The 13,879-nt window shown below is 67.0% G+C and carries 13 protein-coding genes and 1 pseudogene; 10 read left to right on the top strand and 4 right to left on the bottom strand.

The annotated features are described in order from the left end of the window. Window positions 1-40 precede the first annotated feature (40 nt). Together JS278_RS13135 and JS278_RS13130 are read right to left on the bottom strand one after the other, a co-directional pair. Complete coding sequence (locus tag JS278_RS13135) at window positions 41-1,624, bottom strand: HAMP domain-containing sensor histidine kinase (RefSeq protein WP_114045583.1); 1,584 nt, start codon at window positions 1,622-1,624, stop codon at window positions 41-43. A 28-nt stretch (window positions 1,625-1,652) separates the two neighbouring features. Further along, window positions 1,653-2,381: a response regulator transcription factor gene (locus tag JS278_RS13130; protein ID WP_114045582.1), complete on the bottom strand. Its 729-nt coding sequence runs from the start codon at window positions 2,379-2,381 to the stop codon at window positions 1,653-1,655. A gap of 501 nt (window positions 2,382-2,882) precedes the next feature. Between JS278_RS13130 and JS278_RS13125 the strand changes: the two genes are divergently transcribed. After that, a complete protein-coding gene (locus tag JS278_RS13125; RefSeq protein ID WP_114045581.1) occupies window positions 2,883-4,037 on the top strand; it encodes an inorganic phosphate transporter in 1,155 nt (384 codons plus the stop codon). Continuing rightward, the gene (locus JS278_RS13120; protein ID WP_114045580.1) at window positions 4,034-4,267 is read left to right on the top strand and encodes a hypothetical protein; all 234 of its coding nucleotides are present in this window, start codon (window positions 4,034-4,036) and stop codon (window positions 4,265-4,267) included. Before JS278_RS13125 ends, JS278_RS13120 begins: the two co-directional genes overlap by 4 nt. Window positions 4,268-4,424: 157 nt before the next feature. On the opposite strand, the gene JS278_RS13115 is transcribed toward JS278_RS13120, so the two are convergent. Next, on the bottom strand, window positions 4,425-5,123 hold the full coding sequence (locus tag JS278_RS13115; RefSeq protein ID WP_114045579.1) for an SDR family oxidoreductase: 699 nt from the start codon (window positions 5,121-5,123) through the stop codon (window positions 4,425-4,427). Between the two features lie 70 nt (window positions 5,124-5,193). Here JS278_RS13115 and JS278_RS13110 point away from each other — a divergent pair, with 70 nt between their 5' ends. Then, window positions 5,194-5,631 (top strand): winged helix-turn-helix transcriptional regulator, encoded by a 438-nt coding sequence (locus JS278_RS13110; RefSeq protein ID WP_114045578.1) that lies wholly within the window; start codon window positions 5,194-5,196, stop codon window positions 5,629-5,631. Between the two features lie 109 nt (window positions 5,632-5,740). On the opposite strand, the gene JS278_RS13105 is transcribed toward JS278_RS13110, so the two are convergent. Then, window positions 5,741-6,631, bottom strand: a complete 891-nt coding sequence (locus tag JS278_RS13105) for a helix-turn-helix transcriptional regulator (protein WP_114045577.1) — start codon at window positions 6,629-6,631, stop codon at window positions 5,741-5,743. Between the two features lie 214 nt (window positions 6,632-6,845). Here JS278_RS13105 and JS278_RS13100 point away from each other — a divergent pair, with 214 nt between their 5' ends. The 7 genes and pseudogenes from JS278_RS13100 (at window position 6,846) to dnaK (ending at window position 13,720) form a co-directional block, all read left to right on the top strand. Further along, complete coding sequence (locus tag JS278_RS13100) at window positions 6,846-7,196, top strand: MFS transporter (protein WP_220149975.1); 351 nt, start codon at window positions 6,846-6,848, stop codon at window positions 7,194-7,196. Window positions 7,197-7,199: 3 nt separating this feature from the next. Beyond that, the gene (locus JS278_RS13095) at window positions 7,200-8,291 is read left to right on the top strand and encodes an FAD-dependent monooxygenase (RefSeq protein WP_220149974.1); all 1,092 of its coding nucleotides are present in this window, start codon (window positions 7,200-7,202) and stop codon (window positions 8,289-8,291) included. Window positions 8,292-8,546: 255 nt separating this feature from the next. Then, window positions 8,547-8,978 (top strand): Ohr family peroxiredoxin, encoded by a 432-nt coding sequence (locus JS278_RS13090; protein ID WP_114045575.1) that lies wholly within the window; start codon window positions 8,547-8,549, stop codon window positions 8,976-8,978. Between the two features lie 32 nt (window positions 8,979-9,010). After that, window positions 9,011-9,586, top strand: a complete 576-nt coding sequence (locus JS278_RS13085; RefSeq protein ID WP_114045574.1) for a DUF308 domain-containing protein — start codon at window positions 9,011-9,013, stop codon at window positions 9,584-9,586. Then, window positions 9,583-11,004, top strand: coding sequence for a dihydrolipoyl dehydrogenase family protein (locus JS278_RS13080; RefSeq protein WP_114045573.1), 1,422 nt, complete (start codon window positions 9,583-9,585; stop codon window positions 11,002-11,004). The genes JS278_RS13085 and JS278_RS13080 overlap by 4 nt, the downstream gene beginning before the upstream one ends. A 73-nt stretch (window positions 11,005-11,077) precedes the next feature. Next, a pseudogene (locus JS278_RS13075) lies at window positions 11,078-11,410 on the top strand (ATP-binding cassette domain-containing protein); the annotation flags it as partial. A 450-nt stretch (window positions 11,411-11,860) separates the two neighbouring features. Next, a complete protein-coding gene (gene dnaK, locus JS278_RS13070) occupies window positions 11,861-13,720 on the top strand; it encodes a molecular chaperone DnaK (RefSeq protein ID WP_114045571.1) in 1,860 nt (619 codons plus the stop codon). Window positions 13,721-13,879: the final 159 nt, after the last annotated feature.

The following is a 13,879-nucleotide window of genomic DNA, read 5'->3' as shown; positions in this document are numbered from 1 at the left end:
ATTCTGGTCAGGACGACCCGGGTCGGATCGCATGTCGACGTCATTCTGGTCGGATCTCACGATCCTCCGTCGGCAGGGTGAGGGTGACGGTGGTGCCGTGCTGTCCGGACTGGTCGGGCGAGGGCTGGGTCTGCGAGTCGATGGTCCTGGAGTCGATGTGCACAGTGCCGTGGTGGGCGTCCATGACGGCGGCGACGATGGACAGTCCCAGGCCGGTGGAGCCCTCGGTGGAGGCGGTGCGGGCGGTGTCGGCGCGGGCGAAGCGTTCGAAGACGGTCTGGCGTACCGATGCGGGGATGCCCGGGCCGGTGTCGGTGATGGTGAGGGTGGCCAGGCCCTGGTCGGTGGTCACGGTGGTGGTGACGGTGGTGCCGGGCGGGGTGTGTTTGCGGGCGTTGGACAGGACGTTGATGATGACCTGGACCAGGCGGTCGGGGTCGGCGGCGACGGTGACGGGGTCGTCGGGCAGGTCGAGGATCCAGGTGTGGTCGGTGCCGGCGGCCTGGGAGTCTGAGACGGCGTTGAGCACGATCTCCACGAGGTCGGTGGGTGTCAGGTCGAGTTGTTGGTCGTTGTCGAGGCGGGCGAGTAGGAGCATGTCTTCGACCAGACAGCTCATGCGGGTGGCCTGGGCCTGGATGCGGTTGATGGCGTGGGTGACGGGTTGGGGGGTGCCGGTGGTGCGGTGGGTGAGTTCGGCGTAGCCGCGGATGGAGGCCAGGGGGTTGCGCAGTTCGTGGGAGGCGTCGGCGACGAATTGGCGGATTTTGGTCTCGGAGCGTTGGCGGGCTTCCAGGGCGCCTTCGACGTTGTTGAGCATGTGGTTGAAGGCGGAGCCGACCTGGCCGACCTCGGTGGCGGGGTCTGAGAGGGTGGGTGGGACGCGGACGGGGAGGTTGACCTCTCCGGAGTCCAGGTCGAGTTCGGAGACCTGGTTGGCGGTGGAGGCCAGCCGGTTGAGGGGCTTGAGATTGCGCACGACGACGGCGCGGCACACGACCACGGAGGCGGCCAGGGCGAGGATCCCGACCCCTGTCTCCACTAGCAGCAGGGAGTTGACGGCACGGTGGACGTCATCCATCGGCAGGGCCACCACATAGGTGATGCTGCCCCGCTCCACCGACATCGCCCGGTAGAAGCCGAGCCCCTCGATCCTGAGATTGTGCTTCCTGCCGTCGGCGCTCAGCTTGAGCAGCGCCCCCGCGGCCTTGGCGGCCTGAGTCTTCTCCCGCTGGGACGCGTCGAAACCGCTCTCCTGCTGGAGAGTGGCCACCCAGCCGCCCGAGGGGCAGGTGGCGACGAAGACCGATCCGAGGACGTTCCCGAAGACATCGGCGCCGGGGGCCGGGCCGGGGCCGTCGACGTCGGAGGAGCAGTCGCCGCTCGCCGGGCGACCGACCTGCCGGGCGCTGGCGGCGTCGATCTGGCCGTCGAGCTGGGAGACCAGAATGGCCCTGGTGCTGAGGGTCGTCACCACCGTCACGACGGCCGCGACCGCCGCGACGATGGCGACGACCCTGAGCACCAGGCGTCGTCCCAGGGTGCCCCGACCGGTGGGATGGTCGAGCCAGGAGCCGCCACCCTTGCGGGGCGGCGACTGAGAGAGGGCAGGGGCGTCTGGCATGGAGATGGCCGGGCTCGGCCAGGACCGGCTACCGGGCGGGACGCAGGACGTATCCGGCGCCGCGCATGGTGTGAATCATCGGGGAGCGGCCCTTGTCGATCTTCTTCCTCAGGTAGGAGATGTAGAGCTCGACCACGTTGGCCTGGCCGCCGAAATCGTAGTTCCAGACCCGGTCGAGGATCTGCGCCTTGGAGAGCACCCGCTTCGGGTTGCGCATCAGGTAGCGCAGCAGTTCGAACTCGGTGGCGGTGAGTTGGACCTCCTCGCCTCCTCGGGTGACCTCGTGGGAGTCCTCGTCCAGGGTGAGGTCTCCGACTGTCAGAGTGGAGTCCGAGCGGGGCTCGGTGGCCCCGGCCCGACGGAGCAGGGCGCGGAGCCGGGCGATCAGCTCCTCGAGCGAGAAGGGCTTGGTGACGTAGTCGTCGCCCCCGGCGGTGAGGCCGGCGATCCGGTCTCCGACGGCGTCCTTGGCGGTGAGGAAGATCACCGGGACGGTGGTCTGATCCATCCTGATCCGCCTCATCACCTCCAGTCCGTCGAAGTCGGGGAGCATCATGTCCAGGACGATGACGTCGGGATGGACCTCCTTGGCGGCCCGGACGGCATGGATGCCGGTATCGGCGGTCGTGACCTCCCATCCTTCGTAACGCATGGCCATCGAGAGGAGTTCGGTAAGGCTGGGTTCGTCATCGACGGCGAGGACCCTGATGGGTGATCCGTCGGCTCGTGTCAATCGTGTTGAATCTGCTGCAGGCACCTCCCAAGCGTTCCACGTCCGGACCGCTCCGCGCAGCTTTTGGCGCTGTGTTGAACCTGTGAGTTCGTGGCCGCGGATCTTTGCACCGTGAGGCCGGAGCCATGTCCGAACTGCCGGTCCGGGATGCGGCGGCTGCGAGGATCACAGGCCCGGACCGGACGCGCCTGCGGACCCGGGGGCCGGAGGGTGCTGCCGGGGCTCGTCTGTCGTGCGCCCGGATCGGGGCCGGAGGTCCGGGTGCCCGTGGTCGGCCCGGGGCGCGGATCAGCGGATCGAGGACGCCGGGAAGTCCGGGAAACTCCACGCGGGTGCGGGTGTGCGGGGGCAGAACCGACCGTTATTCTTTTCAGCGAGTTCCCGGCACTACCCGCGGGGCGCTCTGACATGTGGTTCGCGGATTCCATGGTGCTGACCAGCGTTTCCGACGCGTCCGGGCTTGTGCTCCCGGTCGTGCCGGGTGGCGTGCCCGGTTCTGTGACGCCCCGGTTCTGAGGATCGTCCTTGACATCGACTCTGATCATCGTCTCCATCGTCGTGATCACGGCACTGGTGTTCGACTTCACCAACGGCTTCCATGACTCGGCCAATGCGATGGCGACCTCGGTGGCCACCGGCGCGCTGTCCCCGAAAGTCGCGGTGACGATCGCGGCGGTCCTCAACGTGGTGGGCGCGACCCTGTCGACCGAGGTCGCGAAGACCATCTCCAGCGGTATCGTCACCGACTCCCTGGTGACGCCCTCGATGGTCTTCGCGGGCCTGGTGGGCGCCATTCTGTGGAATCTCATGACCTGGCTGTTCGGCCTGCCGTCCAGCTCCTCCCACGCCCTCTTCGGGGGGCTCATCGGGGCCGTCCTGGTGAAAGCGGGGATGAATGGAATCCACCTCGACGTCATCCTCGGCAAGATCATCCTCCCGGCCCTGGTGGCCCCGCTGGTCGCCGGACTCGCGGCCGCACTGGCGACGCGCGTCGCGTACCGCATCACCGACCACACCGCTCACCATGCCCGAGGCATCTTCAAGCACGCCCAGACCGTCTCCGCATCGATGGTGGCCCTGGCTCACGGCACCTCCGACGGACAGAAGACCATGGGCATCATCACCCTGGTCCTGGTGGCCGGCGGCTTCCAGGCCTCCGGCACCCCTCCGCACTGGTGGGTGATCCTGCTCGCCGGGACGGCCATCGGACTGGGCACCTATTCGGGCGGATGGCGGATCATGCGCACCATGGGCAAGGGGCTGTGCGAGATCGAGTCCCCCCAGGGGTTCGCCGCCGAGACCGCGTCCACCGCCGCGATCCTCGCCAGCTCCCACCTCGGATTCGCACTGTCGACGACCCATGTCTGCTCCGGATCGATCCTCGGCTCGGGCATCGGGCGCCGCACCGAGGTCCGCTGGTCGACAGCCGGGAAGATGGGCATCGCCTGGCTGGTCACCCTGCCCTGCGCCGCGGTGGTCGGGGCGCTCGCCTCCTGGATCGCCGGCTGGGGGATCCCCGGTCTTCTCCTGGATCTGGCCCTGCTGCTGCTAGTGGCCGTGCTCATCCTGCGCCAGTCCCACCATCACAGCGTCGATCACAGCAACGTCAACGACTCCGGTGACATCAACATCCGCAAACAGGGCACCAACCCGCCGGTCTCCGAGGGAGCCACCGCATGAGCATCGACTGGATCTCACTGGCCCGGGTCGCCGCGGTGACCGTCGTGGCAGCCGTCGCCATCGTCTCGGTCGTCGCCGGCGGTGCCACGATGCTCGACAAGGCCAGGGCGCGCGCCGATGCGGGTGGCAGCGGCGCCACCGGAATCGCCGCCCTGGGCTGGGCGATGATCGGGGTCGCGGGCCTCTTCATCCTGTTCGGCCTCTACCTCATCGTGCCGTATTTTCATTAGCGGTTCGTTAGTGGGGCGGACCTTCCCTATCGCGTGGACGGCGAGTGTCTGGCTGCTTGTCCTGATCTCAGTATCTTGTCTGGATTCTTACGCGGATGACGCCCCGGACGCCCTCCGTGGCAGCTGCAAGCCGGTGGCCAACGGGCTCGGTGACGCTCTACACGCCCGTCGACAGCTGCGGATAGAGCTCTTCGACTGGAGCGGACAGGGCCGCGCGAATGTGACGGGTCGTCTCGTCAGTGAGAACCTCGTTCGCGCCCTTCTCGAGGCCGTCATAGGCGGCGGCCACGACATCCTCAGGACGGTTCTTCGCGACGGTGAGCCGCGCGGTCATCGGGGTGTCGGTGTAGTTGAGGTGGAGGGTGAGAACCTGGGTGTTCTGTTCTGCCAGTTCGAGCCGGAGGGTGTTGCTGGCGGCCCAGACTGCCGCCTTCGAAGCAGAGTAGGACCCCGGGATGGCAAGCCAGCTCAGCGCTGAGGCGACGTTGAGGATGGCGCCATTGCGCAGCAGCGGTGCGAAGGCCTGGGAGACGGCGACCAGTCCGAAGACGTTGCTCTCGAAGACCGAGCGCACCTCGTCGATGGCGGTGTCCAAGATGCGCCCCGGCACGATGATGCCTGCATTGTTGATGAGCACCGTGGTGTCCCCGGCGCTCCGTGCGGCTTCCTGGATGTCGGCCGCGTCGGTCACATCGAGTAGAAGCGGCACGACGCGCTCGTCGTCCCAGCCCCTGGGTTGACGCGCTGCAGCGTAGACCCTCCTTGCGCCTCGGTCGATGGCCTGCCGTACGAACTCGGCACCCAGGCCGCCGTTCGCTCCGGTGACGAGCACGGTCGCGCCGTCGAGCGATGTCATCGTGTCTCCCGGATCATGGATCGACCTTAGCAGTCTGAGTTCGAAAAACGAAGTTGACTAGAATCGTGTCATGGATGTGCTCTCGTCACCACTGAATGCCCATTGTCCGGTCGCACATGCCCTCGAGGTGCTTGGGCAGAAGTGGACGTTCCTGATCTTGCGTGAGGCGATGCAGGGCCGGACCCGTTTCGCCGACTTCCGCTCCATCGGCGTCCCCAGCGAGGTGCTCACGACCAGGCTCAGTGCCCTTGTGGAGGCGAACATCCTCACCAAACGCGACTATCAGGATGTGGGAAAGCGAACGCGGGCAGAGTATGTGCTCACCGATGTCGGCCGTGACGCAGCAGTCATCCTCGGGGCCCTCGGAGCATGGGGTCTACAGCATTGTGAGGGAACGCGCCCGCAGCCGAAGTGGGTCGACGGCGAGACGGGCAGCGCCGCCACGGTCGGCTTCATCGTGGACGGTGAGCCGATCGACGCGCGGCGGGTTGAGCTGGTCAGCGTCTGACGTACCCGCAACCATCCACTCGGACCACGGGCTTCGTGGGGCAGTGTCGGCCAGGGCACGTTCGATCGGCATGTCACCGACGGCCAAGTCCGCCACGACCGGCGATCGCCTATGCCCTTGAGCCCCGAGCGGACGGTGGCGGCTCCGGACCTGTGGAAGATGACGCTGCCGCCATCGATCCGAGCAGCTGCACCGCCTCGGCCGAGCGCGGGTCATTGGGCATGTAGGTGACCAGCATCTGTCGTGGTGTTGCCGGAGTGGTCCATGCGACGTAGTTGAGGTCGATGTCGCCCACGTCGGGGTGACGCATCAGGTTCATCCCTGTCGATTTTTCATAGACGTGGTGCTCGGCCCAGAGTCGTCGAAAGGTTCCGCTTCGCACGGAGAGCTCCCCGACCAAGGAGGCTAGCGCTGTGTCGTCGGGGTCCTCCCCGGCGGCCTTCCTCAAGATGCCCACTGAGCCTCGCGCGGACGTTTCCCAGTCCCGATGACGAGCTGCGATCTCCTCGTCGAGGAAGAGGAGGCGAGCAGAATTGCGCTCCTGATCGGGCAGCGCCCCGTAGTCGGTGAATACAGCCGATGCGAGCGGATTCCAGCCGATGACCTGCATGGAGCGGGACATCACGAGTGCAGGAACGGCGAGGGTGCTGAGGAAGGCGCGGGTCATGTCCGGCATCTGCTCCTGCGGGATTCTGCGGACTCGCCGGGGCCTGGGGTGGGCCAGATCGTACAGGTGAGCGCGCTGGGTCGAATCCAGCAGGAGAGTCCGGGAGATGGCCTCGAGCAATTGCTCGCTTGGTCGGCCACCGCGGCCCTGCTCCAGACGTACGTAGTAGTCCGTCGAGACCCCGACCAGGATGGCGACCTCCTCGCGACGCAATCCGGGCACCCGGCGTCGATCCGACTGCGGCAGCCCGACGGACTCCGGGGCGACCGCAGCTCGGCGGGCCTGGAGGAACTCACCGAGTTCCGACTTCCAGTTGTTGGGCTGCGGGCTCATCTGGTCATGGTGCCGACCCGGCACCCCGTCACCTCTCATACCCCCAGTCTGGCGCGTGAGCACCGACCTTGGGGAGACCTGTCAGTACCCAGGTTCGACGTGGCGGGGTGAGCCTGAACCGTAGGCGGAACTGAGCCTGAACGTCGAAGGACTTCCGGACCATTCTGGTCCGGTGACTACTTCGGGACAACGAGATCCAAACCTACGTGCGACGGTGGTGACGGTCCTGGTCGCGTCCTTCCTGCTGCCGTTCGCCGTGACGGGGCCGGCCATCATCCTGCCGGCCCTGACGGCCGACCTTCACGCATCAGCGTCAGGCGCACAGTGGGTGCAAAACGCCTACAACGCGGTCTTCGCCGCTACGGTGCTCGCGATGGGCAGCCTCGCTGATCGATTCGGTCGACGTCGTGTACTGCGAGTCGGCATTGCAGCATTCGCTCTGGCGATTGCCCTCGCCGCCGCCGTGGTGATCGGTCTCGGCATCCTCGCACTCGCGGGAGCTCTCCTGACGGCATGGGCGCTTCGTACCCCGGTAACAGAACAGACAAACAGATCAGGAGCTTGAAACGTGAGCTTAGGGACAACAGACAAGCAGCGCGAAACTGCGATCGTCGCGGGCGCATCGCTGTCCGGACTGATGACCGCATTGACACTGGCGCGAGCAGGGCTGGAGGTCACGCTGCTGGAACGCTCGGCCAGGAAGTCGCGAACCGGCGCAGCCCTCCCCGTCGCAGAGGGCCTGCTCGGACGACTGACCGGCCGGTCTGAGACCGCGTATCAGAGCATCCCCTCAGGTGCCCAAGCGTGGACGGATGTCCACGCATCCCTGCGCGAGGCCGTTCAGTCGGAGGCGCACATCGACCTCCAGGCACCCGTGACTGTCACCTCGGCAGGCGAGGACGATCGCTCCGCGTGGGTGTCCACCGATCGCGGCGAGGTCCTGCACGCCGATCTCCTCGTCGGAGCCGACGGGCACAGAAGTGCGGTCCGTGGCCTCGTGTCACCCGAAACACCGAACGCGGTGTTCTCCGGGTACGTGATTTGGCTCGGGCTCGTTGATGAAGCAAGCATCAGCGCTCCCGCGTGGCCCTCTGATCTGGCGATCCTCTACGAGGGCGACTACTGCCTCAACGCTTACTACCTCCCGGGAGAAGACGGCTCGACGACCCGCGGTCGGCGTCTTGGATGGGGATGGTACGACGCTGGGCACAACGAACTCCTGCGCAAGGCCGGCGTCGTCAGGGGCAACGTTGTTCAACGCACCCTGCGCCCGGATGACATGCCGGATTCCCTGTTCAGGGAACTCGCTCGTGACGCGCGTCATTACTGGCCGGAACCCTGGCGAGAAGCCATCCTGGACTGTCTCGCCCGCCGCAGCATCATAGGAACTCCCATCGGCGAATACCTACCGGATCGCCTCGTCACGCAGAGGATCTGTCTCGTCGGTGATGCTGCCCACCTGCCCTCGCCCATGACCGGGAGGGGCTTCTCGGCGTCGGCCGAGGATGCGTTGGCTCTCGGTGACGCGCTCGAACGTCACGACAGCATCGGGGAGGCGCTGAGGCGCTACGAGGCCGACAGGCTGCAACCGGCGCGAGGGCTGGTCCGCTCCGGGCAATCCTTCAGCCGGTCGTTCGCGTCGCGCGGGGCTGGTCAGTGATCGGTCAGGGACACGCGGCGCAGCAACGGATGCCTCAGGGCTTCTCCGCCAAGAGGACGGTCTCGAAGGTGGAACTCAGCGAACCGGCGACGGAGTCGGCCCCGCCCAGGTAGCCGTTCTCCATGGTCCCGTCGCGTCTGAGTGCATTTCTGCCTCCGATGCTCGCTGTGCTGTTGCGTAGGTGTACCAAGTAGTCTACATTAGCGAAGTAGACGAACTAGTTACTCTACTGTTCGTGACAAGAAGGAGAAGAACATGTCCGCACCGCTGTACACCGCAACCGCCACCTCGACCGGTGAGGGTCGCGCCGGGGGCCGCGCCGTCACCGACGACGGCCTCCTCGACCTCTCCCTGGCGATCCCGGCCTCGATGGGTGGCCCGGGCGGCGCAACCAATCCCGAGCAGCTCTTCGCAGCAGGCTGGGCGTCGTGCTTCCACTCGGGCCTGAAGATGGTCGCGGCGCAGAACAAGACGTCCCTCACGGACTCCACGGTCACCGCCCAGGTGACCCTCAACAAGACCGCCGAGGGCGGACTCGCGTTGAGCGCGGAACTCCTCGTTCACGTCGGAGGTGGCATGGCCCAGGAGGCGGCGGAGGAACTCGTCGCCGCCGCCCACGCCGTGTGCCCCTACTCCGTCGCAACCAGCGGAAACGTCCCCGTCACGCTCACGACCACCGTCGCCTGAGCGCCCTCCCGATCCGAGAACAGGAACACGCCATGACCACCACAGGGACCACGTCCGCCCTCGCCTACGCGCGCAAACTGCGCACGCTCTACTTCGTCCGTTTCGTCTTCGCCATTGTCTGGGTCGGCATCATGTTCACCACGGCCGCGAAGGCCACCGACCCGAACGCCCTCCTCACCGTGCTGCTGATCATCTACCCGGCCTTCGACGCGGGCGCCGTGGTGTGGCAGCTGCGCGCCGACCCTGACGCACAGCGGTCCAAGGCCACGGAATGGGTCAACGTTGTCGTCAGTTTCCTGGTCGCCATCGCGCTCGGGATCTCCTCGTCGATGTCGATCCCTGCGGCCCTGGCCGTCTGGGGAGTGTGGGCGATCGTGTCCGGCATCCCGCAGCTGATCACCGCGATCCGCAACCGCCGCTCCGGCGGTCAGGTCGCCCAGATGCTCTCAGGCGGGATTTCGGTGTTGGCTGGCGCGTCGTTCCTCCTCCAAGGCCTCCAGGGCAACGGGGCGATGACGGGCGCGGCAGGATACGCGACCCTGGGGGCCATCTTCTTCCTCGTCTCCGCCATCCGCCTGAGCCTGAAGCTGCGGAAGGACGCCGCATGAGTACCCCGGGAACCACTGACGTCGGCTACGACCTGCTCGTGATCGGTGGCGGTCCGGCCGGTGAGAACGTCGCGGACTACGCCGTCCAGCGAGGCCTGCGCGTGGGGCTCGTCGAATCCGAGCTCGTCGGCGGCGAGTGCTCGTACTGGGCCTGCATGCCCTCGAAGGCACTGCTGCGCAGTGGCCACGCTCTCCGCGCGGCGCGCCGCCTCCCCGGTGCCCGTGAGGCCGTCACCGGCGAGCTCGACGCGGCAGCCGTGCTCGCGCGACGCACGGCATTCACCAGCGGGTGGAAGGACGACGGGCAGGTCGCCTGGGTCGCATCCGCAGGCATCGACCTGATCCGCGGACACGGACGCCTCGACGGGTCGGGCCGCGTGAAGGTGGGGGAGAAGGTGTACTCGGCCAGGGCCGTCGCCCTGTCGACCGGGTCCGTCCCGAGCATCCCCCCGATCCCCGGCCTCGCGGAGGCCAAGGCATGGGGTACCCGCGAGGTGACCGCAGCGGAGCAGGTCCCGCCGCGTCTGATCATCGTGGGCGGAGGCGTGGCCGGAAGTGAGATGGCGTTCGCCTTCTCCTCCCTCGGGTCGCAGGTGACGCTCCTGTCCAAGGGGACCCTCCTGGAGCGTGAGGAACCCTTCGTCGGTGAGTACGTCGCGACGGCGTTGGCTGCCGAAGGCGTCGACGTGCGCATCGGTGACGCTCTTGCCCGCGTGGATCGCGATGCGCACGGCGAGGTGACGGTCACCCTCGGCGATGGCAGAACCGTGATGGGCGACGAGATCCTCGTCGCCACCGGACGCAGGCCCGCCACGGCCGACGTCGGGCTGGAATCGGTCGGTCTCGGCACGGACCTCACGGTGGACGACACCATGCTCGTCGACGGCACCGACTGGCTCTACGCCGTCGGCGACGTCAACGGACGGGCGCTACTCACGCACCAAGGCAAGTACCAGGCACGCGCGGCGGGCGAGGCCATCGCCGCCAGGCTGAACTCGATCCCCGTGTCGGATCAGCACTGGAGCCGGTACGTCGCCACTGCCGATCACGTCGCGGTCCCTCGTGTTGTGTTCACCGATCCCGAGGTCGCTGCGGTGGGGCTGACCGAGGCGCAAGCCCGCGCAGCAGGCGTTCGCGTACGGACCGTGGAATACGACGTCGGGCAGGTCGCGGGAGCAAGCCTGCACGCCGACGGGTACAGCGGGCACGCCAAACTCGTCATCGACGAGGAACGCCGCGTCATCGTCGGGGCCACCTTCGTGGGCCAGGACGTCGCCGACCTGCTGCACTCAGCCACCATCGCCATCGTCGGGGAGGTTCCGCTGGAGCGGCTCTGGCACGCCGTGCCCGCGTACCCCACCATCAGCGAGGTCTGGCTGCGGCTGCTGGAGACCTGCCGCAGCCAGTGGTGGGAATGACGCACGTGTCGTTGGCATAGGACAGTGCCGGTGGCCCGGACGTAGAGACGCCCAGCCGAAGCGAAGGGGAGTCGTGATCGAGTTCAGGAACCCCAGCAAACACTATTCCGACGGGACGGTCGCCGTGCGCGAGCCCAGCCTCATGGTCGCCTCACACACGACCGTCGTGATGGTGGGCCCGTCCGGCTCCGGGAGGACCACGCTCCTTCGCATGGTGAACCGCATGGTGGAGCCCACCGCCGGTCAGGTGCTGATCGACGGTGGGGAGGTCAGGGAGCGGGATGCCGTCCGGCTGCGCCGCTCGATCGGTTACGTGATGCAGTCCCTCGGCCTGGAAAAGAACCTTGCCCGCCGCTGTCCTGCACAACTCTCCGGTGGCCAGCAGCAGCGGGTCGGCGTCGCCCGGACGTGGTAGGTCCAACCGAGGTCGGCCAGCGCCTGACCAGTCCAGCTCAAGGACTGGGCCACTTTCGGATCGCTGAGCACCTGACTTGATGCATTGGCTCAGCTTGTCGTTCAACCCGTGGGGAAGACCACCACGGGTTGAACGACAAGCTCGGATGAGAACCCACATACAGGCTCCGGAGGCACGCTGACCCGTCGGGGAATAGAGTGCCGTCGTTCAAGGTTGAGTGTGGTGTACTCAAGGTTGGCCCTGAGAGATCCCGTACGGGGTTGATACGGGTCGACTCAACAGTTAGCCTTGAGTCGTAGCTGCTCAAGGGGGCATCCCGAGAGCACCGCGAAGAACTTACCGGGCCCGGTCCTGGGGGTGACGACGTCAGCCCCAACGGCCCGAGGCCCTTCCGGACAATCGATATACGGAAAAGTATCCGTTCACAGGAGGAACCAGAACATGGCCCGTGCAGTCGGTATCGACCTCGGAACCACCAACTCGTGTGTCGCCGTCCTCGAGGGCGGCGAACCCAGCGTCATCCCCAACGCCGAGGGCGCCCGCACCACCCCGTCGGTGGTCGCATTCACCAACAGCGGAGAGGTCCTGGTCGGCGAGGTCGCCAAGCGCCAGGCCGTTACCAACGTCGACCGCACGGTCCGGTCCGTCAAGCGCCACATGGGCACCGACTGGTCCATCAACATCGACGACAAGGCCTACAAGCCCCAGCAGATCAGCGCCTTCGTGCTGCAGAAGCTCAAGAGGGACGCCGAGGCCTACCTGGGCGAGTCCGTCACCAACGCCGTCATCACCGTTCCGGCGTACTTCTCCGACGCCCAGCGCCAGGCCACCAAGGAGGCCGGTGAGATCGCCGGCCTGACCGTCGACCGGATCGTCAACGAGCCCACCGCTGCGGCCCTGGCCTACGGCCTCGACAAGTCCGACGTCGAGCAGACCGTGCTGGTCTTCGACCTCGGCGGCGGCACCTTCGACGTCTCCCTGCTCGACATCTCCGACGGCGTCTTCGAGGTCAAGGCCACCAACGGCGACAACCGTCTGGGCGGCGACGACTGGGATCAGCGCATCGTCGACTGGCTGGTCACCAACTTCAAGAACGCCAACGGCATCGACCTGTCCAAGGACAAGATGGCCAAGCAGCGTCTGCAGGAGGCCGCCGAGCGCGCCAAGATCGAGCTCTCCCAGGCCTCCGAGACCCAGATCAACCTGCCGTACATCACCGCCGGTGCTGCCGGCCCGCTGCACCTGGACGAGAAGCTCACCCGCGCCGAGTTCCAGCGTCTGACCTCCGACCTGCTCGACCGCTGCCGTTCTCCGTTCAACGCCGTGATGAAGGACGCCAACCTCGAGGTCTCGAAGATCGACGAGGTGATCATGGTCGGTGGGTCCACTCGTATGCCGGCCGTCACCGATCTGGTCAAGGAGCTCGCCGGCAAGGAGCCCCACAAGGGCGTCAACCCTGACGAGGTGGTGGCCCTGGGCGCCTCCCTGCAGGCCGGCGTCCTCAAGGGCGAGGTCAAGGACGTGCTGCTGCTCGACGTCACCCCGCTGAGCCTCGGCATCGAGACCAAGGGCGGCGTGATGACCAAGATCATCGAGCGCAACACGACCATCCCGACCAAGCGCTCCGAGGTCTTCACCACCGCCGAGGACAACCAGCCCTCCGTGATGATCCAGGTGTATCAGGGCGAGCGCGATTTCGTCCGCGACAACAAGTCCCTGGGCAACTTCGAGCTCACCGGCCTGATGCCCGCCCCGCGCGGCATCCCGCAGGTCGAGGTCACCTTCGACATCGACGCCAACGGCATCGTCCACGTCCATGCCAAGGACATGGCCACCGGCAAGGAGCAGTCCATGACTGTCACCGGCGGATCGGCCCTGGGCAAGGACGAGATCGACCACATGGTCAAGGAGGCCGAGGCCAACGCCGACGCCGACAAGAAGCGCCGCGAGGCCGTCGAGATGCGCAACGAGGCCGACTCCCTGGCCTTCCGCACCGAGAAGCTCCTCGACGAGAACGGCGACAAGATCCCCGAGGACGTCAAGACCCCGGTGACCGAGGCCATCGCCACGCTCAAGGAGACCCTCAAGGGCACCGACAACGACGACGAGGTGAAGGCCGCCATGGACGACCTGAACCAGAAGGCCTCGGCCATGGGCCAGGCCATCTACGCCGCCGCCCAGGCCAACCAGCAGGAGGCTCCGGCCGACGGCGAGCAGCCTGCCGGTGACTCCGCGACCGCCGGCGAGGACGACGTCGTGGACGCCGAGGTCGTCGACGACGACAAGGACGATCAGAAGTGATCCCGGGCCCCGCGACGAGTCCTCACGGGCCGTCGCGGGGCACCCGCCGTCTGGCATGATCTTCAGGGTCCGGACCGGGGGCGTCGGTAGTCGCCGGCGCCCCCGGAACCACATGGGAAAGACATGGCCCCGGGGACGCGCCGGGCAGGCGATCGCACG

Source organism: Acidipropionibacterium virtanenii, from assembly GCF_003325455.1.
GTDB lineage: Bacteria > Actinomycetota > Actinomycetes > Propionibacteriales > Propionibacteriaceae > Acidipropionibacterium > Acidipropionibacterium virtanenii.
Note: the sequence above shows the minus strand (reverse complement) of the source record. Positions and strands in the feature narration are given on the sequence as shown.

Bases quoted from the DNA above. Each gene is read 5' to 3' on its own strand.
- JS278_RS13135 (WP_114045583.1), bottom strand. From the start codon at position 1,624: ATGCCAGACGCCCCTGCCCTCTCTCAGTCGCCGCCCCGCAAGGGTGGC.
- JS278_RS13120 (WP_114045580.1), top strand. From the start codon at position 4,034: ATGAGCATCGACTGGATCTCACTGGCCCGGGTCGCCGCGGTGACCGTC.
- JS278_RS13115 (WP_114045579.1), bottom strand. From the start codon at position 5,123: ATGACATCGCTCGACGGCGCGACCGTGCTCGTCACCGGAGCGAACGGC.
- JS278_RS13110 (WP_114045578.1), top strand. From the start codon at position 5,194: ATGGATGTGCTCTCGTCACCACTGAATGCCCATTGTCCGGTCGCACAT.
- JS278_RS13105 (WP_114045577.1), bottom strand. From the start codon at position 6,631: ATGAGCCCGCAGCCCAACAACTGGAAGTCGGAACTCGGTGAGTTCCTC.
- JS278_RS13090 (WP_114045575.1), top strand. From the start codon at position 8,547: ATGTCCGCACCGCTGTACACCGCAACCGCCACCTCGACCGGTGAGGGT.
- JS278_RS13085 (WP_114045574.1), top strand. From the start codon at position 9,011: ATGACCACCACAGGGACCACGTCCGCCCTCGCCTACGCGCGCAAACTG.
- JS278_RS13080 (WP_114045573.1), top strand. From the start codon at position 9,583: ATGAGTACCCCGGGAACCACTGACGTCGGCTACGACCTGCTCGTGATC.
- dnaK (WP_114045571.1), top strand. From the start codon at position 11,861: ATGGCCCGTGCAGTCGGTATCGACCTCGGAACCACCAACTCGTGTGTC.